Here is a 25490-nt window from a genome sequence, read left to right as displayed (position 1 = left end):
ACAAGTTATATTTCATTTAGTTATTACATTTCATTGTTTTTATGTTCTCAGATACCATATCATTGACAAATATAAAGTCCCTCTTTAGCTATATTCAATAAAGACAAAGAACAAAGTGGCTCATGTGAACCTAATTTATTTAAGTACAAACTCGTCCACTTTTAGTGAACGAAAGCATTTTTCTCCGCAAATATACAAAATAAAACTTTAACTTACAAGCATTTAAAATAGAAAAACACAAATTTTTATTCTCAAGCAAAATATAACAGGCAGAAACTTACAACTATAAGAAAGGTATACCCCAAAAATAGTATAATTCATGTATTTTGTTGATTAAAAAAGTAAGATTCTCAGATTTTTTTGTACCTTTGCCGTATAATTCAAATTAAGCTGTTCCTGATAATACAACACTAAGATCTGTAGAATTCCTGATATGACAAATATCTAAGTCGATCATCTTCTACTTTTACATAAGCATTGCAAATTACAAATCTAACATATGTAAATCAAAAAACTGCAAAGACTATGGATATAAAATCAGAAATATCACAAAATGGCCCCAACGGGCGTACCAATAATAACTGTGTCAACTACGCCGTTATTAAAAAGTCCACTCTAAAACAGAATGGAACAAACAGAAATTCCAACATAGAGCTATTTAGAATTATTGCAACAAGTCTAGTACTGATAGTACATTTCAATGATTTTTTTGTTGGAGGCGTAACAACGAATACAGAATTAAGCGATCTATGCACACAAGATTTCTGCCAACTATTCATTCAAGCGATATCATGTTGTTGTGTTAATTGCTTTCTGGTAATTTCTGGCTGGTTTAGTATTAAACTTAAGTTTTCTGCCCTGTGGAACTTATGGGTTATTTTGATTGGTGTGTATGTACCAATGTGGTTATTAGGCATTATATTAGGGGCTAATTTACCCATCAAGGATTTAATAAACAGCATCATAGCCTTTTCAAAAGAAAGTTATTTTATTCAGCTATATCTTATGTTAATATTTCTTTCACCAATGTTAAATACTTTCGTAGAAAAATATAACACTTATTTATTGCGATACTCAATAATCTTTTGTTCTATTGAATTTTTGATGGAGTTTTGTTTTCATAATAAGTGTCTATATATAGCCAATGGGTATTCTCTTATTCATTTTATCATCATGTACTTATTAGGACGAGCGGCTTTTATCAAGCAAGATAAGATAAAATGTATTTCAGCAAGATGGTGGTTTATTCTATATTTCGTCATGGTTTTAACAATCTTTGGCAGTAGGATTTTTGGTGGAGGTAGAATGGTACATTATGCCTTTTCATATTCTAACCCCATAGTAATCTGTGAAAGTTTCTTTCTATTCTTTGTTTTTGGAAACTATAACTATTCCGTCAAAAGAACACCAGCAATATATAGTAAAAATGATTGGGAGTTTTGACAGAAAAATCGAAAGCGAAGAAGCTTATACTATTCATTTGTCAAAACAAAAACAATATTTACTTCGCCAGATGTTCATATAAAGCATCTGGCGAAGCCAGTATCTTATATGATACCAAACTCTCTTAGTTGCTTTTTGCTTATGGTTGGACTCTCTTTTACGGTATTGATAATCTGTTTCATCATTTCAGCATCGGAGATAGCCCCACGATAAGTATTTTTATTGAATTTACTTCTCTTAGCCACGATAATCCTTGAACAGTTAATAAATGAGTTGTGCTCCAAAAATGATAATTGTTCAACTGTTACAGGTAACTGATAGTCTGTAACTGACGTTGGCAAATTATTATTGATGTTTGAGTTTATTACTAAACCACCAATAACATTTCCTTCATTATCAAAACCAAGGATGATGAAGAATTTATTGCGGGAAATATCTCCTGCTTTGGGAGTAATACCATTATTTGAATCAAGATTGAGGAGGTGAACATCACCGATGTTAAGACTATCTTGAGCTAACTTGTCAGCCATAGTCCCCAATAATTCTCCGAGTTTCGTCATGACAATGCAGTCTCCACCAACAGATTATCCTTAATATATTCTATCATATCATCGGACGCCATACCATCTTTTGCCATACCAATAATATCCATGACTTTACGACCTTGTTGGGCATAAGCACGTTTCCATTCTTCGCCATGTGATTTTGCACGTAACTCACCGTATGGAAGATTTACATTCTCGAAGATAGACTTATCCAAAGCTTCAATATCTGCTTTTGACAGGTATTCATCGTCTGCCTGTCGCTTGGCTTCAAGCATATAATAAGCGTCATCAGTTCCTTTAGAAACGCAATTGTCTATCATTGCTTGCAATTCTTTATCACACTGGGGATCGCCTTTTATACAATTATAAAGGACAGAAGGTACAGGTCCATCTGGCAATGCACAGAATTCGTCAGAAACCATAGGAAAGCCATATTTTGCTAAATATGAAATATTAGCAAAATATATAACCTTGAATACATGGTAGTAGTCTAACCCTTTTGTTTTATTCAAGATATATAATACAATCTCTGTCAGTTTCTGTTTATCGAAGTTTGTCATCTCAATAGCTATTTATCGGTTGCAAAATTAATACATATTATCAATATTTCCAAAAAAACAATAAGTTTTTTACGAAATATTATATATTCAAATAAAAGTAAATCATATTTGGCTCATATTTTTTTCATTTCATTTTTAAATAATAGAATCTTCATTAATTTTGTATATGAATTTAAATAGAATACCATTCTTACATATGAGCAATTGGATCTATTGGGGATTTACAATGTACTTATTTGGGTATTTCTTCAGAAATTGGGAAAAACCGATACCATGGTATGCCGTATTAATATCCTTTCTTTATATTTTAGCGATTTGTTTAAAATCTCCTGTAACACATCCTGATTACCGCTCAATATATATATATATACACAAGCACATCTATCTTGGGATTTTTCATGATATTTGGCATTGCACACTATCTTGTAAAGATGAGAATTTCACGAGCACTTGTTTATATAGGGAATCATAATATGCCAATTCTGATTTTACATTTTATCGTTTTTCGGACAATAACTTACTTCATAGTTATGCTGTCGAACGGAAATACAATTATATTATCATATCATCCTTTACCAGAGGATTATGTATCATACTTTTGGTGGATATATCTTATTTTAGGAATATTGATACCAATATTAGTCTATGATTTAGTTGTCCGAATTCCAATTGTACATAAAATACTTAGTTATTTTTAGCACTATATCGTATCATTATTCAATAAACGGTGACACTATTTTACAAAAAAACTTGTATAAGTTCATAAAATAATATATCTTTGCACTATAAATTACTTTTTTATGAAATATTCAATTATCATACCACATAAGAATGCGCCGGATTTACTTCGGCGTTGTCTTGCTTCTATTCCCAACAGGACAGACATAGAAATAATTATCGTTGATGATAATAGTTCTGCCGAGAAAGTTGATTTTAGTCATTTTCCTGGGACAGAAAGAAAAAATACACATATAATCTATATCAAAGAAGGAGAAAGCAAAGGTGCAGGAAATGCACGCAATATAGCCATCCCTTTGGCAAAAGGAGAATTTATCATTTTTGCAGATTGTGACGATTTCTTTAACGATTGCTTCAATGATATCTTAACAGATTATAAAAACACCAATTATGATGTTATATATTTCAACGCAAATAGTGTCGATTCTATAACATACAAGCCTAGTTTTCGGGTTGACCACCTCCATGAATTCTACGACATCTATAATACAAACAAAGCACTTGGAATACTATACTTTAGATATATGTTTACAGAGCCATGGTGCAAAATTATTAAAACGTCACTAATCAAAGAGAATAATATTCATTTTGACTCTACCTGTGTTAACAATGACGTTTTGTTCTCAAATGAAATTGGAGGTTATGCAAAAAATATAGCCATAGATAAACGAAAAGGCTATTGTGTTACATCCAGAGAAGGGTCTTTATGTCAAACAGATACACCTGAAGCGCATTCCGCACGATTTTATGTACATGCCAAATGGAATAAATTTTTAATTGACAGAAACATAAACATTTCAATTCCCAGATTTGAATACATGTTATACACTATGTCACAATTACTATACAAATCCCCATCCTTATACATAAAAAAATATAAAATTTTGAAAGATTGTGGATATTCCCATTATTATATCATAAAAGAGACCATCCGCAACCTATGTACCACTATAAAATTGAAATACAGGAAAATAAAAGAGATGTTTTAGCCTTCCTTATGTCGCTTATGCATAAATATTCAAGCCAATTCTTTTGTTTTATACTGTAATATCTTTATCAGTAAGGATGACATGTATGTAATCACCATACAAATTACACGAAACAATAACCTTTTAGAGCATGAATCATTCTCACAAAAGATTTGTTTTTGAACTCCCATCTGAAAGTTTAGATATCTCAATTTATATAACAGCGAGGTATTAGGTTTCTCATATTTTATCCCTGTTGACCCAGATATGCCCTCAAAATGAGGTTCCGTTATAAATGGGAAAAAAGTGAATGTTTTCTGTTGCTTTATCTGTTGGCAAAGAAGATGTTCAAAATATATGCCTTTGGTATCATTCAAGTATTTTTTCTGTTTTACTAATAAGTTCATAAAGCTCCCTAATGAAATAAAAATTCTACTATCAGCAAATGTCAAATCAGAATTGACATGACATACAATGGATTTATAAGGATAAAGATGCCATTTATCGCATTTTAATAAACTATTGATATTACGAACTATTAATCGACCTGTTATCTTTACTATACGATGCTTATCTAAAAGTAAATTAAATTTGGAATGTATTAAAGCATATTCGATGATTTCCATTTCACCAAAACCCTTTCCTTGAGTTTTAACTTTATTCCCATCAAACGACAATATCTCCAAACGAGATCCGTATTGAGATTCATACTCAAGAAATGGAGTTTTGTCCATATTCGAATTATCTACAAATACTATCGGGCATGAAGTATTTTGAAGATAGAACTGTAGAGCAAGCAAATACTGATTCAATCTCTGCGTAGCGTCTGAAACTACTGTAAAAGGCATTCCTCCAGGATTAATACACGCGGTCAAAAGTATAATATCGTCCATATTCAACCTATATATTCTCGCAATCCAATAAGTCCACAACTATCTTGATTCATTGTTCTTCCAAAGTCTTTCTGATAGCCTTCAGATTCTAAAACACAACAATTAGGCGCTTTCATATAATATTCCACATTAGGATGGTGAATATTTAAATCGACCAGAATAACTCCTTTACTCAATATTTCAGGCAATTCAATTTTCCTTTTAATACAGAATTTACCCGGTTCCTGTGTACAAATATTACCCATATAATGACCCAACGAATACATTGCCATAGGAATACCTTCTTGACTTTTCAATATAACCATTACGTCATAAATCATGCGTTCTGTCGTAGAACCTTCAATTAGTACATCTAACGCTCTTTGGTCTTTTTTAATTAAAGAAGAAGAACTCTTTGTTTGATTTATCTCTATATTTGTAACTTCTAAAGTACTTTTTGTCCATTTCACATTTTCGATAATATTTGCAGCATCAGTCTGCTCATACAAATGCAAATAACGATCAACAGACTCATTAATACCTCCTATAAAATCAACACTTCCGTTTTTCAGCACTACCCCCTTCTTACACAAGCTTCTAACTGCTGCCATATTATGACTAACAAAGAGAACAGTACGACCTTCTCCTTTGCTGACGTCTTGCATCTTGCCGATTGCTTTCTTTTGGAACTCTGCATCACCTACAGCCAGGACTTCATCTACGACAAGAATTTCCGGCTCCAAATGAGCTGCAATGGCAAAGCCCAAACGTACCATCATACCAGAAGAATAACGTTTAACAGGAGTATCAAGGTATTTTTCCACTCCAGCGAAATCAACTATCTCATCAAGTTTTCTGTCAATCTCTGTTTTGGTCATACCCATAATAGTACCATTCATATATATATTCTCACGACCGGTCATCTCAGGATGAAATCCTGTGCCAACTTCCAGCAGAGAGGCAATGCGACCTTTCACCTTTATTGTACCAACTGTCGGTGAGGTTACTCTGGAGAGAATCTTCAGCAAGGTTGATTTACCTGCGCCATTTTTGCCAATAATACCAACAACATCACCTTCATCAACACTAAAGTTAATATCCTTCAATGCCCAAACAAAATTGCTTTCTCCTTTCTTGGTACGATCATTAACCTCACCAATTTTCAGAAACGGATCTTCCTTGCCGCGGATACGAGCCCACCAACGATTCAGATCCTGACTTAACGTACCTGTACCTATAGTGCCAAGAACATATTGTTTTCCGACATTATCGAATTCTATTACCTTTCTACTCATAATAAATCAAATTACATCCATAAAATTCTTCTGCACACGATTGAAGACTATTATACCTAACAACAGGACAGCAATACTCATAACAAAACTGTACAATAAGTAGTTCCACTCAAAAACTCCTACCCCCGTAAAACCGTATTTAAAGGTTTCTATAATCGCAGTCAACGGATTAGCAACAATGACCCAAATCTTATCAGGATAGTTCTGCTTCATCACAGACAATGGATAGATGACTGGTGTGGCATACATCCAAAGCTGTACACCAAAAGTAATGAGAAAACGAAGATCACGATATTTGGTAGTGAGTGAGGATATTACAAGACCGAATCCTAATCCTAAAGATGCTAACATCAATAGAAGAACTGGAAAAAGCACTATCGTCCAGTTTATTTCGAACGTACCCAAAACTATGAAATAATAGGCATATACAACAAGGAACAAAACCAACTGAATACCCATTTTCACCATATTTGAAATAACTATGGAGAAAGGAACTATTAAACGAGGAAAATAGACCTTACCAAATATCTGCTGATTGGCATTAAAGGTATCAGAGCACTTCGTCAGACAATCTGCAAAATAATTCCAACAGACAAGTCCTGCCAGGTAAAACACAGCCTGTGGGACGCCATCGGTTGAAATGCCTGCAATTCCTCCAAATACAAACATGAACATAATGGTCGTCATGATTGGCTGAATAAAAAACCACATCGGACCAAGAATTGTTTGTTTGTAGAATGTGATAATATCACGCTTTACATACATTCTCAATAGGTCACGATAACGCCATACTTCATGCAAATCCAAACGAAACAAACTACTTTTGTTTTGAATGATCAAATCCCAGTTTTTGTCGCTCATTGTTGTCTTTGTTTTTATAAGTATTCATCATTAAGAAACCGATACACCTTACTGGTACAAGAAGTCGGGTGCAAAGTCAACACCGTTATACCATTCTAAGGTCCAATGATTTAATCCAAACAGTATAAAGTTATTTTTATTTAATAGTTCTTGTTTCTTTCCACTCTTTAGCAAAGGAAAGAAATCAACGCGTTTCTTCTCACCATTACTATATTTCAGGTCCACGATGTAGTCTTTTATATAATCAACATTCACTACTTTAATCAAATCCGTATTCATAATCTTACAGTTTTAATGGTCCTATTTTAATGATATATTTGCCTTCCTGCAGTCTTTGCCAATTCATATCAAGCTCATCTTGATGTAATTTCATCCAAGTAAATACATCTCCAAGAACTTTACGGCATCTCACCTTTTACGACACCGTCACGAATGGTTATTATAGCTTCAAATTCTCCATATCTCACATGAAAATGAGGAGGATTATGATCGTCACCAAACATGGCGAAATTATTCCCAGAAAACGACACAGTTCAAGCATAAAAGCAAGTATTTTAATGCAAAGATATAATTATTTACCCAAAGTTCCAAATAATGAAGAAAATAATTGCTTTGCAATATTATTTATCCTTATTTTTCTCTTGCCTTATCACTCTCAAACACTTTAGCGGGAATGGCTGTTTGCCGGATGCCATACGCACCTTCAATCACATCAGTTCCCCATGCTGTCGGCGTCTTCCAATCACGATGATCTACCATATCAAGCCAAGCATTCTCTTGGTTATTTCCTGTCCATGACCAAGGCATAAAACCATAATCCAACTGATGACATGTTTTTAGGATTGTACGATGGTCGGCCTTACAACCGAGATTATTCTTGCCGTCGTTATAGTTGTAGCCAAACTCACCAACGATCAAAGGCAATTGTTTATTCTTGGCTTCTGTCAGTTTATTGATAATTTTTTGGGAGTCATTCCATGATCCATACATATGGACAGAAAATAAAATATTGTGCAAAGGGTCGCAGTCTATAAGTTGCTGACCACCATTTAATATGGGTAAAATATTCTGTCCCCAACCTGGAGCATCAACAACCAACGTCGTTTTGAAGCCAGCTTCACGAAGTAATGCGATAGCCTTTTCATAGCTTTTCTGCCAATGTTTCGTGGTAACACGATGAGCGCCCCACTCGTTTGCAATATTGATGAGCAGAAAGCGTTCGTAACGCATCAGTACAGTTTTGACATCTTCACGAGCATAGTATCGCGCCATATCGAGCAGCCGTTCGCCCGACGAGTTTCCCGTTACATCGTGAAGTTCCACCATCGGAATCATCTTCAGCGCTATGCAACGCTCTATGACGCGTTCCAATTCTGCGGCTTGCCCCCTTGTGTGCCATACGATACGTAGCGTGTTAGCTCCTGTAGCAGCAATATCATCAAGTGCTTGATAGGCTTTTTCACCTAACCAGGCATGCGGGTTGTTGACACCCGCAATAATAAAAGGTTGTCCTGCGGCATCAATCAGTTGTGTTTTTTGGACATGAAAGTATTCTTGCGCATGACCTTCAACACCAAGAATGGTCATTAGAATGGTTAGCAGTATTGACTTCATTGTTTCAGAAAAATATCTTGATTGTGATCTTTTTTATTATTTCTATTTTGCAAATTTACGAAAAAGGTTGAAAATAAAAAAATTTTGGGCAATTAATACGATTCTACCTTATAAATACTTCTGTTTGATGTAATTGACAATAAGAAATTTTGGAGTCAGCAATCGCCTTGGTATTACAACAATTATTCTTGGGACAGGATAGAATGTGGAAAGCGAAACGTTAATTAGACTCAAATGCAAGAATATCATTCTGTAAATATATCAAACACGTCTTGTATTAATATTGTAAGGTTATTATACTTATATTGCACAAAATGGTGATATGGAGGACTCTGCTGTGGCTTTGCATGATTTTTATGGTTTGACCTGTAGTTGAGCCTATGAAGATGGGACTGTTGGGTGTGTTCCAGGTTGTTTTTGGGGTGGACAGAGGATTATCTCTGTTGGTTATGTGGGGGATAACTCGGTTATTTAGGTGGAAAACAAGGCATTAAAAGCCCGTGGAGGGCTTTCTGCAGGGTTGAATCATAGTGACCCACGGAATGGACGAAATGGTTTTATTCGCCGTAAAAATGCTCAGTGTGGACTGGAAATGCGGGGTTCTACCTCGGCAGATTTGAGACAAAAGGCATTGTGCTGGTTTGTGGTTGCTGAAGGGTGTACCACCAGCCATGATGGTGGCATTTCGTCGAGTTTTCGATAGATTCTCGCTATTTACTCGATCGACATTCGTTGCTCTTTCGTTCGTTTTTCGCTTGTTCCTCGTTCGGTTCTCGTTCGGTCTTCGATAGACTAACGAATAAGCAACGAGAGACGAACGAGAGACGAACGAGGACCTAACGAGAAGTCAACGAGAACCGAACGAGAACCGAACGAGAAACCGTGGGCTTTCTGTCGTGACCTGATGGCATGTAAATCTGTTGGTTTTGTAAACATAATCAGTATTTTAATTGTTGAATTATTTGTTTGATTTTTGGTTTAAGGGTATCTTTCTTATTTTTAGAAATCATCCTCGGCTTGAAATACAAAGATACAACATGACACCCCCGGAATGCAAGAGTTTTGGCAGCTTTAATTAGATATTTAACACTATTTAACTTTATTATAGATATTTTTATTGTCAAACTCGTATAGTGTTCTCCATGGATTTTTATTGTCGCAGAAATCGTGGTAAGTAAAATCTTAAATACATCAGATGCGTGATAAGTGAAATACGAAAAGCGTTCAAAAGCCTCGGAGAAGAAGTGTGATTCTTCCCCCAAAAAACAATATCTTACAAGAATTAAGTAAGAAAAACGCAAAAGCGTACCATGTTATATAGAATCCCTGTAACTTGGTTTGTCATGTCATCCAAAAACACACCATCTATTCAACAAGTATGTCAAATTGATAACACCAATTATGCATTGGGTATATCTTTTTGGGGACTATCGCAGCGTTGACAAGACCTTGACTATCACGAAGATTTCCACGAGCTCCTCTTAAATAACCACTTTTTCCTTTCTGACCATTTACAGCATACCTTACTTTAGCACCCTTGACTAACTGTGAACATTTCAACAAAATGGTATCTCCATGTACCACAACATCTTTAATAATAGATTCATTAGAGGCTGTAACAACATTAAACCCATAATAATCTACTTTGCTAACTTCTATAGTATCTATTACTAATGGAGGACAAGGTACATCTAAAACAACTTTTACCTCTCTTCCTTCAGCAATTATTTTCTTTGGATACAACCCACGATGTTTTTGATTTCTTATAATGCTTATAACCGATTCCGCATTATAATAACCAACACGTTTTTGGCTTATTGCATTTATATGCATACGTTCCCGGGCAAAAGACAAAAAATAAGTAGGCGTTCCAGCAACAAAGAAAGAATTGTCACGAACTAACTCCATCTGTGCTTGTGGTATGCTTGTCTCATATAAACTATATTCATTCTGACAGAACTCATTGCACAAAGCTAACATATTCGTTTGATAAGATACTATCTTGATATCTTGCTTTTGATGAGTAATTACCTTTATATCTTTATTGATATCGATACTAAACTGATTCAACTTTTGTTTGTAATCAACTTTTGTATAGTCATACATGTCTGACTCGCCTTGCATCCAACATATTGCAGAAACGTAGAATTTCATTCCCTTCTCATCTGCTTTCTCTTTCCCTTAAGTAAACCATAGATTTATTGATAGTAAACGACATCGTTTAATTATCACCCCCTAATGTTATCACCGTTTTTCCACAAACTGCATAGTAAAATAGCCACAAACTGTATAGTAGATTCCCCTTAAACGGTATAGTAAAAATGCCACAAATTGTATAATAGCCATTTAATAATTTGCATATCTCACAGATTATTAATAACTTTGCAACCGAAAAAGGAAATCCAATTATGAAAGAATACAAGGCAAGAATTGCAGACAAAATACTATCAAGAAGACTGAAAAGTGTTGGTGCCGTGCTCATACAAGGTCCTAAATGGTGTGGCAAGACCACCACAGCAGAGCAACAAGCACAAAGTGTGGTCTATATGGACGACCCAGAACTCATTGCACAGAACATTGAATTGGCCATACTTTCACCCAAAAACCTGCTTGCAGGCGCCACACCTCGCCTTATCGACGAATGGCAACTTGCCCCACAACTTTGGGATGCTGCACGTTTTGAGATTGACCATCGAGATGGTTTGGGACAATTTATCTTTACGGGATCAGCAGTTCCTGCCGACACCAGCAACATTCATCACACTGGTACAGGACGCTTTTCGTGGTTAACAATGAGAACGATGAGTCTTTGTGAATCTGGAGATTCCAGCAATGAAGTAAGTCTAAAAGATTTATTTGACCATCCAAACCTTGATATCTTCGCCACCAACAACCATAATATCGATGACATTGCGTGGCTTATCTGTCGTGGAGGATGGCCCAAAGCAACAATAGTAGATAAAGAAGTTGCCTTAGACATGGCTTATAGCTACTATGAAGCAGTGGTCAATACCGACATCTCACGCATTGACAATGTGCATCGTGATGCAGAAAAAGCAAAGAGAATCTTGCGTTCGCTCGCAAGAAACCAATGCACACAAATAGCCATCAATACTATTTGTGCCGATATTGAAAACAACGACACAACACCCACCAATCGCATAACAGTAGCATCCTACATTGATGCGCTAAAAAAAATCTTCGTTTTAGAAGATTCTGCAGCATGGAATCCCAATCTGCGAAGCAAAACTGCTATACGTACTTCCGACACACGTTATTTTTCTGACCCATCCATAGGAGTGGCAGCATTAGGCATCGGACCAAAGGACTTGGTCAACGACCTCAACACCATGGGGCTATTTTTTGAATCAATGTGCATTCGCGACCTGCGTGTTTATGCTGATGCACTAAATGGTACCGTCTATCACTATCGCGATGGCAACGGTTTGGAATGTGATGCCGTGATTCATCTGCGTGATGGCAGTTACGGACTCATCGAGATCAAACTCGGTGGAGAGAAAAACATCAATGATGGTGCAAAGAATCTGCTTTCTCTTGCATCAAAGATTGATTCCAGCAAGATGAAATCCCCAGCTTTTCTAATGGTTATCACCGGTGTATCAAAATACGCCATTCGAAGAGAAGACGGAGTTTATGTCGTTCCCATTGGATGTTTAAAAGAATAACACCTAACAAATTACGGAACATTTTAAACAGGACTGATGTAATAATCTGTGCCGATTATCTTAAATGAATAGAGAGTCTGTTATCCATCCACATAGAAACATGAAGAGCTTTGATAGCCGATATTATACTTAAAAACACAAAATATGAGGCATTTTTCGCAATATTAAACTTTATTAACTCTTAAACTGTTGCAAAGGGACACAAAATAGAGTACTTTTGTATAAGCAAAAATTTTATATATGAGGGACGAGTTACTAAAACACATTAGGAACATAAATAAAAAATCATCAGTTCAGGGTCGAATCTTGGAACAGTTTGTATCACAAGGTACTTTTACTATTCCAGAAATGTCAAAGGCTGTTGGCGTTAGTCTACCTACTGCGACAAGCGCCATCAACGAACTCATCAAAGCAGGACTCGTAAGAGAGGTCGGAAAAAAAGACATCTCTTCCGGTCGCATTCCTATGGCTTATGATCTTGTTCCTAACGCAGGCTATTTTGTTGGTGTAAACCCTGAAATGGACTGTCTTGCTCTTGCTGCAAGCGATTTCTGCGGCAATCTGATTACAGAAAAGATAAGAGTTCCTTATACATACGAAAATACTCCAGAGAATCTGGAGCAAATGGCTAAGATTATCAACGATTTCATTGCTACACTTCCTTACGCTAAAGAAGAAATCCTCCAAATTTGCGTGAATATTGCAGAGCGTGTGAATCCTTTTGAGGGAAATGCCTACAACATGTTTACCTTCCTTGAGGAGTCGCTGACCAGTAAACTCACCAAACTCATTCAGATTCCCGTCTGCATCGAAAACGACACAAGAAGCATGACATTTGCTGAGTTTATCAAGGGACGAAGCAAAGGACTGAAGAATGTCATTTTTGCCAACGTATGTTGGGGCTTAGCCATCGGCATTATTATTGACGGCAAACTCTACTACGGAAAGTCGGGATATTCTGGCGAATTTGGCCACATGACAGCCTATAATAATAATATCATCTGCCATTGCGGAAAGATCGGTTGCATAGAAACAGAAGTTTCAGGAAGGGCACTCAAGAGAAAACTGACAGAAAAAATCTTAAATGGCAAGACCTCTATCCTCTCGGATAAAGTGCTCAACAAAAAAGAGGAACTCACACCAAAGGACCTACTGGAGGCCATCGACAAAGAAGATGTGCTCAGCCTTGCAACGTTACAGAACATCGCTGACGAACTTGGTAAACAGCTGGCTGGTGTCATCAACATCTTCAATCCTGAAATGCTGGTCATCGGCGGCGAAATGTCGGCAACGGGCGACTACCTCACCCTCCCTGCAAGAATGGGCATCAAGAAATTCTCTCTCAATATTGTAAATGAAGATTCGCAGATTGTGACTTCAAGTCTAAAAGGACTTGCCGGCATTACAGGAGCATGCCTCATGGCAAGACACAGACTGTTGAATGATAGTATCAAAGGCTAAATAAACACTTTTTTTGTTTACAAAAAACTTCCGGCAAGCAGCCGTCAACTTGTACAAATAGTCTAAAACGTTGCAGACGGGAAGTCACTCCCACCTGTCTCCCATAAATGAGCATCTTTTGAGGACTCACTTGGGACTTACTTGGGACTTACTTGGGACTTACTTGGGAAGAACTACGCACATAAAAAGGATAGTTATAACCCGAACGCATCCCGAAGACATAGAGAGAGCAATCCATTGGACGACAAGCACAAACCGCACTTTGGATTTGAGACGAAAAACTCCACAAGATAACAATTCATCCGACAATTGTTTGGAATTTCGGGAAAGAACATGTAAATTTGCAGTATCAATACAAAAAACTTAGAGCATGAAGAAATACGATTACCTCATTGTGGGAGCTGGACTATATGGATGCACCTTCGCATACTTTGCCCAACAACAAGGAAAACGCAGCCTTGTGATTGATAAACGCCCACAACTGGGTGGAAACGTCTATTGCGAAAATATAGAAGGCATCAATGTCCACAAATATGGAGCACATATCTTCCATACATCCAACAAGAAGGTATGGGATTTCGTCAACTCATTTGTAGAATTCAACAGATACACCAATTCACCTATTGCCAACTACCAAGGCAAGCTCTACAACCTGCCTTTCAATATGAATACCTTCCACGAAATGTGGGGAATCAACACACCTGAAGAGGCTTTAAACATTATCGACGAGCAGAAACAGCAAGCCATAGAAAAGATGAAAGCCGACGGAGTGACAGAACCTCGTAATCTGGAAGAACAGGCACAATTGCTTGTAGGCCGAGACATCTACGAGAAACTCATCAAAGGATATACAGAGAAACAATGGGGAAGGAAATGTACAGAACTGCCCGCATTTATCATCAAACGCCTACCTATCCGACTGACCTACGACAACAATTATTTCAACGACAAATATCAAGGTATCCCCATCGGAGGATACAACAAACTGATTGACGGTCTGCTTGAAGGCATCGACACCCAAGTCAACGCAGACTTCTTTGAAAATCGCGAAAATTGGGAAGCGCAAGCGGACAAAGTTCTCTTTACCGGAAGAATCGATGAATTCTACGACTTCCGATTCGGAAAGCTCAACTATCGTACCGTACGGTTTGAACATCAGACCTTAGACACTCCCAACCACCAAGGTAATGCCGTAATAAACTATACCGAACGCGACGTACCATACACCAGAATTATTGAGCATAAGCACTTCGAGATGTTCGGACAGGCCGTATATGACCTGCCCAAAACAGTTATTTCCAAAGAGTATTCCACAGAATGGAAAGATGACATGGAGCCCTACTACCCCATCAACGACCAAGCAAATACTGCTGTTTACCTACAATACGAAACGCTGGCAAAACAAGAAGCCAATGTGATGTTCGGTGGTCGTTTGGCAGAATACAAATACTACGACATGGCACCTATCGTGGAGAAAGTCATGAACTTGCCACTATTTGCCTCTGAAAGAGAATAGCAACATCTAACTACAAAACTCAAAAACAACGGCTACATAATGTTGAGAATAGAAGCACCATTACTTCCCGTAGCCATTGCTTTGATAGTCGGCATCGTCATAGGCGAGTGGATAAAAGCCCCAATAGTGGTTTTCGCCGCAATGGCGGGAATACTTATCATAACACTCTTCCTCCGTTATCATCCCCGTTGGCAGACCACTACTATATTAATATGTGTAACGCTGTTCGGTTGCATCATACGACAATACCAAGAAAACAACATGAAAGTCTGTTGGCCGGAATATCCTGCAGAATGGCAAGCTGTAGTAATTGACGAACCGATAGAGAAAACAAAGACCATGACGGTTGATGTATTACTGGCAAACTCCCGACAAAAGGTACGTTGCCATATTGCCAAAAGCAACGACAGCCAAGAAATATCCGTTGGCGACGGACTGATTCTGACAACACACATCCATGAGATTAGAAACAAAACATCCAATTTACACCATTCTACAACACGCCAAGACTCTAACAAGATCGCTTCTGATCATTTGAAACAACAAAATCATTCTAAAAACCAAAACCACAGCACCTTCGACTATCAACGATTTATGGCAAGCAGAGGATTCACAGGCGAAGCATACGTACGCCCCTTTGATTGGGACTGGGGAATTGTGGATATCAGCCACCTCTCACGCATCGAACGCCTACGGCTGCGCTTCATGACCTATCGCAGCATCCTGCTCAAGCATATCCAAGAATGGAAACTGGACAAAGCAACAGAAGGAGTCATCAAAGCCATGACATTAGGCGACCGCTCCGACCTCTCTCCTACCGTCAAAACCACCTATACTCAGGCTGGAGCCTCCCATATCCTCGCGCTGAGCGGCATGCACCTAACCATCATTTTCTTCATCATCAACCTTTTGATGAACTGGCGAAAAGCAGAACTCATTTCCCAAGCCATCATCGTGACCACATTATGGGCCTATGCCTTACTGGTAGGACTATCGCCAAGTGTCACACGTTCGGCATTCATGATATCTGTCTATGCCTTGCTTTCTGTTGGCTATCGTGACTCTGCCCCTATCAACACATTATCATTCACAGCCATTGTCATGCTAATAATCAATCCATTAGCAATATACGACGTCAGCTTCCAACTCTCCTACGTTGCCGTATGCGCAATACTATTAGGAAACAGTCTTTTTCGAAAAGCCATCCCCATCGAATGGCTCATGAACCATCGGATAGTCAAATGGATATGGGGCATAACCCTTGTATCCCTTGCAGCACAAATAGGAACGGCCCCTTTGGTGGCTTATCACTTCGGAGTTTTCAACCCCTGCGCCTTGTTGGCAAACTTCTTTCTTATACCCCTTGCCACCCTAACCATTATCCTCACCATCCTCGCCCTGACAACAATATGGTTTCCGTGGCTATCCGACCTATTTGTCTTGGCCCTTTCGTTCGTGGTAAAAACCATGAACCACCTACTTCAATTAGTCACAGAAATACCATACAGCCACCTCAATTTTGAGCCTTTTAGTGTGGTTTTGACACTATTTATTTACATACTCATGGGATTTGCATTTATTTTATATATAAAATATCTTAAAATGCATTGTATTATCAAATAATTGTGTACTTTTGTAACCATAAAACAAAAAAAACAATATTAGTACTAAACAACAAATTCATTATGACAAGTAACAACATTCCTCAAGTCAAGCTCGGCATCGTAGCCGTTAGCCGTGATTGTTTCCCCATTGCGTTGTCAACACAGCGTCGTGAGAACATCGTTAAAGCCTACAAAGGCGAAGTTTTCAACTGCCAGACAACAGTAGAGAACGAACAAGATATGCTCAAGGCCATTGAAGAAGTAAAAACTGCTGGTTGCAACGCATTGGTTGTATTCCTCGGCAACTTCGGTCCTGAGACTCCTGAAACTTTGATTGCTAAGAACTTCGACGGTCCTTGCATGTTTGTCGCAGCAGCAGAAGGCGACGGCGACATGATCAATGGCCGTGGTGATGCTTACTGCGGTATGCTCAACTGCTCTTACAACCTTGGCATGCGCCACTTGAAGGGCTATATCCCTGAGTATCCTGTAGGTACTGCAGAAGAAGTTGCCAAGATGATGGCAGACTTCGTTCCCGTTGCTCGTACCATCATTGGTTTGAAAGGTTTGAAGATTATCACCTTCGGTCCACGTCCTCAGGACTTCTTCGCCTGCAACGCTCCTATCAAGGGTCTCTACGAACTGGGTGTTGAGATTGAAGAGAACTCTGAGCTCGACCTGCTCGTTGCCTATAAGGAGCACGCGAACGACCCACGCATCGATGCCGTTTGCGAGGATATGGCTAAGGAAATGGGTGAAGGTCGCTACTATGCAGACCTCAGCCGTCGTATGGCACAGTTCGAGTTGACTCTGCTCGATTGGGCTGAAGCTCACAAGGGTTCACGCAAGTATGTTGCATTTGCCGACAAGTGCTGGCCTGCATTCCCAAGCCAGTTCGGTTTCGAGCCTTGCTATGTCAACAGCCGTCTCGCCAGCCGCGGTATTCCCGTAGCATGTGAGGTTGACATCTATGGTGCACTCTCTGAGTACATCGGTATGTGTGCTTCTGACGATACCGTTACTCTGCTCGACATCAACAATTCTGTACCTCAGTACATCTACGACGAGGACATCGTGAAGAAATACGACTACAAACTGACCGATACCTTCATGGGCTTCCACTGTGGTAACACTCCTCAGTGCAAGATGTGTGCAAACCGCGCCATCAAGTTCCAGCTCATCCAGAACCGTCTGTTGGAGAACGGCTGCAAACCCGACTTCACACGTGGTACCCTGGAAGGCGACATCGCTGCAAGCCCCATCACATTCTATCGTCTGCAGTGCGACTCAGAGGGCAACCTTCGCAGCTACATTGCAGAAGGTGAAGTACTTGACGTTCCCACACGTTCATTCGGTGGTATCGGTATCTTCGGTATTCGCGAAATGGGTCGTTTCTATCGTCACGTCCTCATCCAGAAGGGTTATCCTCACCACGGAGCCGTTGCCTTCGACCACGTTGGCAAGACCCTCTTCGAGGTATTCAAGTATCTCGGCGTGAAGGATATCGCTTACAACCAGCCTAAGTCTCTGCCTTATCCCACAGAGAATCCATGGGCATAATACGAAAGTAACATTTCCCAAATAAAATCAGCAACGGCTGCCTCCATATCGGATGGCAGCCGTTTTCTTTATTTCCAATCTTTAAGCCCACATCTACAGAAAGGCCTATAAAATAGAAATCATTTCTATATTTGGAAACGTCCCAGACAATAGTCATTTGGTTTCACATCAATATAACCACCTTTTCCACGCACATACTCCATCAACTGACTGAAGGTATGGTTCATGCTGAGCAAAGCAGGATTGCCAACCATAATCAGATTCAACCGAGCACGAGTCATAGCCACATTGAGTTTGCGGTCGATAATCACGCCATTCTCTTCAAAAACATTATTGGTCAAGAAGTTGAGTTGATAGGGCTGATGAACAGTAAAACCATAAACGATATAATCGCGTTGACTACCTTGATAACGTTCCACCGTATCGATGGTAATATCGTGAAGGACGGAGATACCGTACTGATCGATTGCATTACGCACAGTTGAAATTTGGTTTCTATAGGGTACGATGACGCCAACAGTCGCTTCTATAGAAAACGAATGTTCCGTCAGTTTATAGATCTGAAAAACCGTTGCAGCAATCATCCGTGCCTCAATAGCATTTGTTTTTACCGATGGAGACAGACGTGGACGTTCTGCTGCCACGAAAGCGATACGATGTGTTGCCAACATCTTGACAATACCATTATCGGACTTCACTTGGAGCTGTGGCAACAACTGATGGCCGAGCGGCACTACATCGAGTTTGTCACCATAGAAGGCATGGTTTGGAAAATCGGCAATATCACGATGCATACGTCCCTGTTTGGTAAGCATATAGACAAATCGTGAATCATAACCACCTGCGGTCTTGAAATGAGCCAGCAAGCGTTCAAACAACGAATTACGACAGTCTGTGAGATGAATTTCATGTAGTATGGTTTCGCTGACAGCCGACTCTCTTTCCGATTGTTGCACAACAGCGGGCAACTGTTTGTGGTCACCAATCATTACGATGCGATCTATAGCTTCCTTAGGACCATCATGCGCACTTAGCAATCCTATGAGATGTGGTTCGAGAATCTGTGACGATTCGTCGATAATGGCCAGCGAGAAATGTTTGAGAGAGAAGATAGACAGACTGGCGTTAAATGCCGCTGTTGTACCACAGAACACCCTTGTAGTATCTATCAACCGTTTGACAGCATTTCCTGTTTTCTCCTTGACTTTATTGCTGAGCAGATAATCACAATACTCTTTGGCGCAAGAGAGTTCACTACCAATACGTATAAAATCGAAATCAGCATTCTCTTCACGTATTTCCACCAGTTTGCTGCATATCTCATCAACCGCTCTATTGGTATATGACAACAACAGCACGCTGGTACCTTCTTCCAACAATTCTTCCTTGAGGAGATTGACGAGTCCATAGGAAGTTTTTCCAGTTCCTGGCGGTCCTATAATCAAGAAGAGGTCGCGTGCTTGCTTTGCACGAAGAGTCAAGGTATTGAAGTTACCATAGTTGCCTTTCAACACACACGAAGTATCAATCTTAGGATCGCGTTGCAATAGAATCAGATCACGCCGACTTTTGGTCGCAGAAAGAAAACTATGCATACCGCTATATAATGCATTGGAAGATGATTCAAACATATCATGTTCTATCGCCCACCAATCATCTTGATGGTCATCAAAGATTCTGGCATTCTGGGCATAACGAAGTCGAAGACGTATCTGTTGCTCACCAATATCCTCGATGTTCGCCCTGATAATCATCTGCTGGCAGGCATCAGGCACCTGTTCTTTCTCATAACGATAGAGGATAACGATATCGCCCACACGGAAATTGGTTGCATCAGCCGACTCCGTGTCGTTGAACTTGAAAGTGACACTACAAACACCTATTTGATGACTCTCCATACTATCGATACTGAGGCTATCAAAAATATTTCCTGCCGCTTTTTTATCTTCAAGAGTGGCATGCCAGATATTGGCAAACCCAGAGTCCTCTTTTTCTCGGTTACCCACTTTTGAGAGGAGAGTCTCATTCTCGATAAATCGCATGAATCGAAGATAGTAAGCACGTTCAAGATCTGTAGCTCGTCCAATGGGATCAAGCAAGTCCGATAGTTCTTGCCGTGTATATCTCTCCCACAATCCTGTAGTCGACTTTTTGCTGTTTAGCTTATCGGGGGTGAGTTGGGTTAGGATATCCATACCTTCTTGGGCATACATAATTTCCGACCATGCGATCATATTACGTATCTTAATGGCACGCAACAGCAGTTCGGGACTTTGCGGTACCATGAGCAGACCTTTTTCATACTTGGAATAGAGCAGCATCAGATGTTTGAGTTGTTCGGCATATTTATTGAACTGATACTGAAAAAGTGCACGATACAGGATAATCTGTACAGCATGGCATTCACGAGCTCGTGGCACATCGGGATCATAACCAGGAGTATTATAGCCAACAAACTCGCCTTTTCCTGATTTCTGCTCTATAATGGTATATGCCCCATCCTTTTCATAGAGCAGGTCGAAACGACCTTGTATGCCGAGCACATCGCTGAAGAAAGTCGGTTCGAGCATGACATCATTACTGTTATATTCACCAATAGCCTGAGGCAAATCATGCCCAATGAGTTTATCGATATTCCGCTGTTGCACGGCAGCATCATTTTTAAACTGTGCGAAACCCTGCCTAACCTCGCTACAGGCTATCAGCGCCAACACATTATCTTTAACGAACTCACGGACACTCTCGTCAACAGACACATGGCGACCATGAATGGTATCGTCAAGCATACGACCAGCCAGAAGGCCGAGATGGATGGCAAGTGTATTAGACTGTGGTTTGATTTTATTGATGAGGTTGACGACAGCTGACTCTGCATAAGTGGTGAAACAGTTGGCAATATTGGTGATATTGACCAGATAGTCAGGTTCTAGGATTATTAATTCTGGATAATATATTTCACCCCTATCGTCCTTACGGAGACGCACCAGATTGAGCTGTGCTCCATCCCATAAAGCATCTTTCAAATAGCCCCAATCAAACTTTCCCTCACGCGTCAATATTCTATTGTCTTTACCATAGCAAATCTTCAGCGTACTGTTGTTTATCTCTTCCGTTGCCCAGATATAATCATCGTCCCACCGTTCGACAACTACACGCATGACACGCTCATCGAATTTTCCCCAAGTGGTTTTTCTGTCAGCAATGGGGAAATACCGCTTTAACGATTCCGGCAACGGTTTCTTTCCACAGATATGATAGACCAACAATGCAGTTGCCTTGAGGTTATGAGGAAAAGCATCTGCCAGCTTCGACTCCGTAAGAATGCCCTTTCTGTTATATTCAGGGAAGAGTTCTTTTCGCGTCAACTGTATGAGCGATGCCACCCGATATGGTATCTGATATTCCTTGATACAATAGTCTAATTTTGCAAATGCTCCCACAAAGGCGATGCGGCAGTCAGCAATGCCCTGTTCCACAACACGTCGGAACACATCTCTGACCATATCATATCTGACATTGACGGGGTCGGCAGTAGTGCATGCCTTTTCTAGCAGCAGATAGAACGATGAAGCAGTATCCGGACCTATGGTTTTTACTGCTGTATGGTTTTGCCCTACCTTTCGTTCCCATTTTTTCTGACTATATACCTTATATTTCATAATTTTGGCATTTCTTTCATATCCTTCGACGTGCAAAGATACAAAATCTATCTCACACGTCCTACAAATTGACAGGATATCATGACACAAGGAAACAAAAACGAAATAGAAAAGGTAGCCTTTCGCTTGGTTGTTTCAAAAGAATTGCTTATTTTTGCAAACACATCACAAAATCCCCCTAAGGATGTAATAGATTATCTACTAAAACAAACTACATAAACAAAATGACAAACAAGAAAAACATTTACCCATCCGGTGTCTTTAAGTGCATCATCATGGTCACACTGTTTCTGACCACTATAACAGTTGAAGCCAAAAAGAAAGCCACACCAGCCACATGGCCTGACGGAACAGTCATGGACGCATGGTTTACAAACAAAACAAAGATCAATCCGGAAACACTCGGCAGACAGTATATGGTTACTGACTACGGCGTGAACAACGACAGTACTATCGTACAAACAACAGCCTTGCAAAAGGTCATAGACAAGGCCGCCAAGGAAGGAGGCGGTGTGGTAGTTGTACCTGAGGGCACATTCCTCACCGGTGCTCTTTTTTTCCGTCAAGGCACACATCTGCATATAAAACAAGGAGGAAAGTTGAAAGGTTCAGACAACATCATCGATTTCCCTGTACTGACCACCCGCATAGAAGGAGAAACCTGCAAATACTTCCCTGCCCTCATCAATGCTGACGGACTCGACGGTTTCACTATCACAGGTAACGGCACTATCGACGGTAATGGTCTGCGCTACTGGCAGGCATTCTGGACACGTCGGTCATGGAATGCCAAATGCACCAACAAGGATGAGCAACGCCCACGACTGACCTATCTATCCAACTGCCGCAACGTTACCATTCAGGATGTGCGACTTATCAATAGTCCCTTCTGGACCAACCACATCTACAAAAGCGACCACGTGCGCTACCTCGATTGTTATATCTATGCTCCTACAAGTGGCATCTATCCTCCAGATCCGAAACGCGGTGCCCCCAGTTCAGACGCCATTGACATTGATGCCTGCACCGATATTTTAGTTAGTGGTTGCTATATGAATGTGTGTGACGATGCCGTGGTATTGAAAGGCGGAAAGGGAACATGGGCCGACCGTGACTCCACCAACGGTCCATGTGAACGCATTCTTATAGAAGACTGCCACTATGGTACTGTTCATGGATGTCTGACGCTAGGATCAGAATCTCTCCACGACCGCAACATCATACTGCGCCGTTGCCATACCGACAATGCCAACCGCGTGCTGTGGCTCAAGATGCGACTCGACACCCCTCAGCACTATGAATATGTGACGGTAGAAGACATTACAGGCTATTGCCGTCGGTTCCTATTCATCCACCCATGGACACAGTTCTTCCAAAAAGGAGACCGTGATCTGCCTCCATCCCGATGCAACAACATCTCCATGCAACGCATAAAGGTAGAAACACCAGATATGTTCGATGTGAAGCCATCCGACAAATACATCCTTGATGATTTCACATTTGACGGGAAACCCATGACATTCTAACAAAAAAACGACGGATGACCTATGACAGAAACAGCGGTCATCCGTCTTTCTTTTAAGAAAACCGTCATACCATCTACTGACTCAAGAAACCAAAGACAATGCAACAACAATACCACTTTGCCGTTGACCTCGGAGCAACAAGCGGACGCACCATCATCGGTGCCATTGCCAACGGCAAACTACAACAAGAGGAACTGACACGCTTCGACAATCCGCTCATCACTACTGGCGGACATGTCTATTGGGACATCTTCGCCCTTTATCAGGAAATCATCAAGGGACTCACAACTGCTGCCAAACGACAACTCAACATCGTCAGCATAGGCATCGACACATGGGGTGTGGATTTCGTACTCGTGGGCGAAGATGATGCCATCATGCGCAATCCCCTATCCTATCGCGATCCATATACTATAGGACGCATGGAGGAATACTTGGAGCAAGTGTGCAGCAGACAACAGGTATATGAGACAACAGGAACACAATTCATGAATTTCAACTCGTTGTTCCAACTCTATGCCATGCGACAGGAAGGCAATGTAGCGCTAAGTCACGCCAAAAAGATTCTCTTCATTCCAGATGCCCTAACATGGATGTTGACAGGAACAAACATCTGTGAACGTACCATCGCATCGACATCACAAATGTTGAACCCAAGGACTGGAGACCTCGACCCCGCACTGTTAGAAACTGTGGCATTACAACGTAATCAGTTTGGCGACATCGTAGAACCAGGCACTATCGTAGGCCATTTGACAGAAGAGGTACAGCACCTCACTGGACTGGGATCCATACCCGTAGTGGCAGTAGCTGGACATGATACCGCCAGTGCCGTGGCAGCCGTACCAGCCACTGACAAGCACTTTGCCTATCTTTCCAGCGGTACCTGGAGTCTGATGGGTATAGAAACACCAGAGGCCATTATCAACGAACAAAGTCAGGCATACAACTTCACCAATGAAGGCGGTATAGAACATACGACACGTTTCCTCAAAAATATCTGTGGCATGTGGCTCTACGAACGCTGCAGAAAGGAATGGGGTGAAGAGGTCAGACAGATGGGGCACGCCCAACTGCAGGCATTGGCTATGAAAGAGACGCCGTTCCGTTCGCTCATCAATCCCGACGACACCTCGTTTGCCAACCCTTCAAGTATGACCACAGCCATACAGGAGTATTGCCACAACACCAACCAGCCCATACCGCAAACCCCAGCAGAGATCTGCCGTTGTATCTTCGATTCTCTGGCACTTCGCTACCGACAGGTATTCGGATGGCTGAAAGACTTTGCGACAAGTCCTATCCACGTGCTCCACATCATCGGCGGAGGATCACTCAACAAGCATCTGAATCAGATGACAGCCAATGCCATAGGCATTCCCGTTATAGCAGGACCGCAGGAAGGTACAGCCATCGGCAACATCATGATGCAAGCCCAAGCAACAGGAGGTGTGACTACTATCTGGGAGATGAGACGCATCATAGCCGATTCCATCGAGATGCAACGCTACGAACCTAAAGACAAAGACGCATGGGATGCCGCATTCTCGAAATTCTTGAAAATTACAAAACAACAATAATA

At 40.3% G+C, this 25490-nt stretch carries 19 protein-coding genes; 9 read left to right on the top strand and 10 right to left on the bottom strand.

The window, feature by feature from the left end:
* The first annotated feature begins 525 nt into the window (after nucleotides 1–525).
* Nucleotides 526–1443 carry an acyltransferase family protein gene (locus tag CIK96_RS01190; protein WP_094439154.1) on the top strand — a complete coding sequence of 306 codons (918 nt, stop codon included), beginning with the start codon at nucleotides 526–528 and terminating at the stop codon, nucleotides 1441–1443.
* 104 nt (nucleotides 1444–1547) lie between these two features.
* Here CIK96_RS01190 and CIK96_RS01185 read toward each other — a convergent pair whose 3' ends face one another.
* Together CIK96_RS01185 and CIK96_RS01180 are read right to left on the bottom strand one after the other, a co-directional pair.
* Nucleotides 1548–2003: a hypothetical protein gene (locus CIK96_RS01185; RefSeq protein WP_094439152.1), complete on the bottom strand. Its 456-nt coding sequence runs from the start codon at nucleotides 2001–2003 to the stop codon at nucleotides 1548–1550.
* A complete protein-coding gene (locus CIK96_RS01180; RefSeq protein ID WP_094439150.1) occupies nucleotides 2000–2548 on the bottom strand; it encodes a Panacea domain-containing protein in 549 nt (182 codons plus the stop codon). Before CIK96_RS01180 ends, CIK96_RS01185 begins: the two co-directional genes overlap by 4 nt.
* An 800-nt stretch (nucleotides 2549–3348) precedes the next feature.
* Between CIK96_RS01180 and CIK96_RS01175 the strand changes: the two genes are divergently transcribed.
* Nucleotides 3349–4275 (top strand): glycosyltransferase family 2 protein, encoded by a 927-nt coding sequence (locus tag CIK96_RS01175; RefSeq protein WP_094439148.1) that lies wholly within the window; start codon nucleotides 3349–3351, stop codon nucleotides 4273–4275.
* 29 nt (nucleotides 4276–4304) lie between these two features.
* Here the strand turns inward: CIK96_RS01175 and CIK96_RS01170 are convergent, their stop codons facing one another.
* The 7 genes from CIK96_RS01170 to CIK96_RS01135 all read right to left on the bottom strand — a co-directional run bounded on the left by CIK96_RS01170 (nucleotide 4305) and on the right by CIK96_RS01135 (nucleotide 11050).
* A complete protein-coding gene (locus CIK96_RS01170) occupies nucleotides 4305–5147 on the bottom strand; it encodes a hypothetical protein (RefSeq protein ID WP_094439146.1) in 843 nt (280 codons plus the stop codon).
* A gap of 2 nt (nucleotides 5148–5149) precedes the next feature.
* Complete coding sequence (locus CIK96_RS01165; protein WP_094439144.1) at nucleotides 5150–6421, bottom strand: ABC transporter ATP-binding protein; 1272 nt, start codon at nucleotides 6419–6421, stop codon at nucleotides 5150–5152.
* Between the two features lie 6 nt (nucleotides 6422–6427).
* A complete protein-coding gene (locus CIK96_RS01160) occupies nucleotides 6428–7282 on the bottom strand; it encodes an ABC transporter permease (protein ID WP_094439142.1) in 855 nt (284 codons plus the stop codon).
* Between the two features lie 48 nt (nucleotides 7283–7330).
* A complete protein-coding gene (locus CIK96_RS01155; RefSeq protein WP_094439139.1) occupies nucleotides 7331–7561 on the bottom strand; it encodes a DUF2442 domain-containing protein in 231 nt (76 codons plus the stop codon).
* A 119-nt stretch (nucleotides 7562–7680) separates the two neighbouring features.
* A complete protein-coding gene (locus CIK96_RS13655; RefSeq protein ID WP_216820938.1) occupies nucleotides 7681–7785 on the bottom strand; it encodes a DUF4160 domain-containing protein in 105 nt (34 codons plus the stop codon).
* A 127-nt stretch (nucleotides 7786–7912) separates the two neighbouring features.
* Nucleotides 7913–8896 carry a cellulase family glycosylhydrolase gene (locus CIK96_RS01145; protein ID WP_094439137.1) on the bottom strand — a complete coding sequence of 328 codons (984 nt, stop codon included), beginning with the start codon at nucleotides 8894–8896 and terminating at the stop codon, nucleotides 7913–7915.
* A gap of 1365 nt (nucleotides 8897–10261) precedes the next feature.
* The gene (locus tag CIK96_RS01135; RefSeq protein ID WP_094439133.1) at nucleotides 10262–11050 is read right to left on the bottom strand and encodes a sialate O-acetylesterase; all 789 of its coding nucleotides are present in this window, start codon (nucleotides 11048–11050) and stop codon (nucleotides 10262–10264) included.
* Nucleotides 11051–11304: 254 nt separating this feature from the next.
* Here CIK96_RS01135 and CIK96_RS01130 point away from each other — a divergent pair, with 254 nt between their 5' ends.
* From CIK96_RS01130 to CIK96_RS01110, 5 genes are all read left to right on the top strand, one after another.
* Nucleotides 11305–12582: an ATP-binding protein gene (locus tag CIK96_RS01130; protein WP_094439131.1), complete on the top strand. Its 1278-nt coding sequence runs from the start codon at nucleotides 11305–11307 to the stop codon at nucleotides 12580–12582.
* A gap of 306 nt (nucleotides 12583–12888) precedes the next feature.
* Nucleotides 12889–14043: an ROK family protein gene (locus CIK96_RS01125; RefSeq protein WP_254047048.1), complete on the top strand. Its 1155-nt coding sequence runs from the start codon at nucleotides 12889–12891 to the stop codon at nucleotides 14041–14043.
* 370 nt (nucleotides 14044–14413) lie between these two features.
* A complete protein-coding gene (glf, locus tag CIK96_RS01120; RefSeq protein ID WP_094439127.1) occupies nucleotides 14414–15559 on the top strand; it encodes a UDP-galactopyranose mutase in 1146 nt (381 codons plus the stop codon).
* 39 nt (nucleotides 15560–15598) lie between these two features.
* Complete coding sequence (locus CIK96_RS01115) at nucleotides 15599–17182, top strand: ComEC/Rec2 family competence protein (protein WP_094439125.1); 1584 nt, start codon at nucleotides 15599–15601, stop codon at nucleotides 17180–17182.
* A 62-nt stretch (nucleotides 17183–17244) separates the two neighbouring features.
* On the top strand, nucleotides 17245–18723 hold the full coding sequence (locus tag CIK96_RS01110) for an L-fucose/L-arabinose isomerase family protein (RefSeq protein WP_094390450.1): 1479 nt from the start codon (nucleotides 17245–17247) through the stop codon (nucleotides 18721–18723).
* Between the two features lie 125 nt (nucleotides 18724–18848).
* Here CIK96_RS01110 and CIK96_RS01105 read toward each other — a convergent pair whose 3' ends face one another.
* A complete protein-coding gene (locus CIK96_RS01105) occupies nucleotides 18849–22382 on the bottom strand; it encodes a DEAD/DEAH box helicase (RefSeq protein WP_094439122.1) in 3534 nt (1177 codons plus the stop codon).
* A 275-nt stretch (nucleotides 22383–22657) separates the two neighbouring features.
* On the opposite strand from CIK96_RS01105, the gene CIK96_RS01100 reads away from it, so the two are divergent.
* Nucleotides 22658–23908 carry a glycoside hydrolase family 28 protein gene (locus tag CIK96_RS01100; RefSeq protein WP_254046336.1) on the top strand — a complete coding sequence of 417 codons (1251 nt, stop codon included), beginning with the start codon at nucleotides 22658–22660 and terminating at the stop codon, nucleotides 23906–23908.
* Nucleotides 23909–24006: 98 nt separating this feature from the next.
* Nucleotides 24007–25488 carry a rhamnulokinase family protein gene (locus CIK96_RS01095; RefSeq protein ID WP_094439120.1) on the top strand — a complete coding sequence of 494 codons (1482 nt, stop codon included), beginning with the start codon at nucleotides 24007–24009 and terminating at the stop codon, nucleotides 25486–25488.
* The last annotated feature ends 2 nt before the right edge of the window (nucleotides 25489–25490 follow it).

Origin of the sequence: Prevotella sp. P4-98, assembly GCF_002251405.1 — a bacterium.
GTDB lineage: Bacteria > Bacteroidota > Bacteroidia > Bacteroidales > Bacteroidaceae > Prevotella.
Note: the sequence above shows the minus strand (reverse complement) of the source record. Positions and strands in the feature narration are given on the sequence as shown.

Coding starts and splice junctions, on each gene's coding strand:
- glf (WP_094439127.1), top strand. CDS start 14,414: ATGAAGAAATACGATTACCTCATTGTGGGAGCTGGACTATATGGATGC.
- CIK96_RS01145 (WP_094439137.1), bottom strand. CDS start 8,896: ATGAAGTCAATACTGCTAACCATTCTAATGACCATTCTTGGTGTTGAA.
- CIK96_RS01180 (WP_094439150.1), bottom strand. CDS start 2,548: ATGACAAACTTCGATAAACAGAAACTGACAGAGATTGTATTATATATC.
- CIK96_RS01135 (WP_094439133.1), bottom strand. CDS start 11,050: ATGAAATTCTACGTTTCTGCAATATGTTGGATGCAAGGCGAGTCAGAC.
- CIK96_RS01105 (WP_094439122.1), bottom strand. CDS start 22,382: ATGAAATATAAGGTATATAGTCAGAAAAAATGGGAACGAAAGGTAGGG.
- CIK96_RS01155 (WP_094439139.1), bottom strand. CDS start 7,561: ATGAATACGGATTTGATTAAAGTAGTGAATGTTGATTATATAAAAGAC.
- CIK96_RS01100 (WP_254046336.1), top strand. CDS start 22,658: ATGGTCACACTGTTTCTGACCACTATAACAGTTGAAGCCAAAAAGAAA.
- CIK96_RS01185 (WP_094439152.1), bottom strand. CDS start 2,003: ATGACGAAACTCGGAGAATTATTGGGGACTATGGCTGACAAGTTAGCT.
- CIK96_RS01130 (WP_094439131.1), top strand. CDS start 11,305: ATGAAAGAATACAAGGCAAGAATTGCAGACAAAATACTATCAAGAAGA.
- CIK96_RS01175 (WP_094439148.1), top strand. CDS start 3,349: ATGAAATATTCAATTATCATACCACATAAGAATGCGCCGGATTTACTT.
- CIK96_RS01170 (WP_094439146.1), bottom strand. CDS start 5,147: ATGGACGATATTATACTTTTGACCGCGTGTATTAATCCTGGAGGAATG.
- CIK96_RS13655 (WP_216820938.1), bottom strand. CDS start 7,785: ATGTTTGGTGACGATCATAATCCTCCTCATTTTCATGTGAGATATGGA.
- CIK96_RS01110 (WP_094390450.1), top strand. CDS start 17,245: ATGACAAGTAACAACATTCCTCAAGTCAAGCTCGGCATCGTAGCCGTT.
- CIK96_RS01095 (WP_094439120.1), top strand. CDS start 24,007: ATGCAACAACAATACCACTTTGCCGTTGACCTCGGAGCAACAAGCGGA.
- CIK96_RS01160 (WP_094439142.1), bottom strand. CDS start 7,282: ATGAGCGACAAAAACTGGGATTTGATCATTCAAAACAAAAGTAGTTTG.
- CIK96_RS01115 (WP_094439125.1), top strand. CDS start 15,599: ATGTTGAGAATAGAAGCACCATTACTTCCCGTAGCCATTGCTTTGATA.
- CIK96_RS01165 (WP_094439144.1), bottom strand. CDS start 6,421: ATGAGTAGAAAGGTAATAGAATTCGATAATGTCGGAAAACAATATGTT.
- CIK96_RS01190 (WP_094439154.1), top strand. CDS start 526: ATGGATATAAAATCAGAAATATCACAAAATGGCCCCAACGGGCGTACC.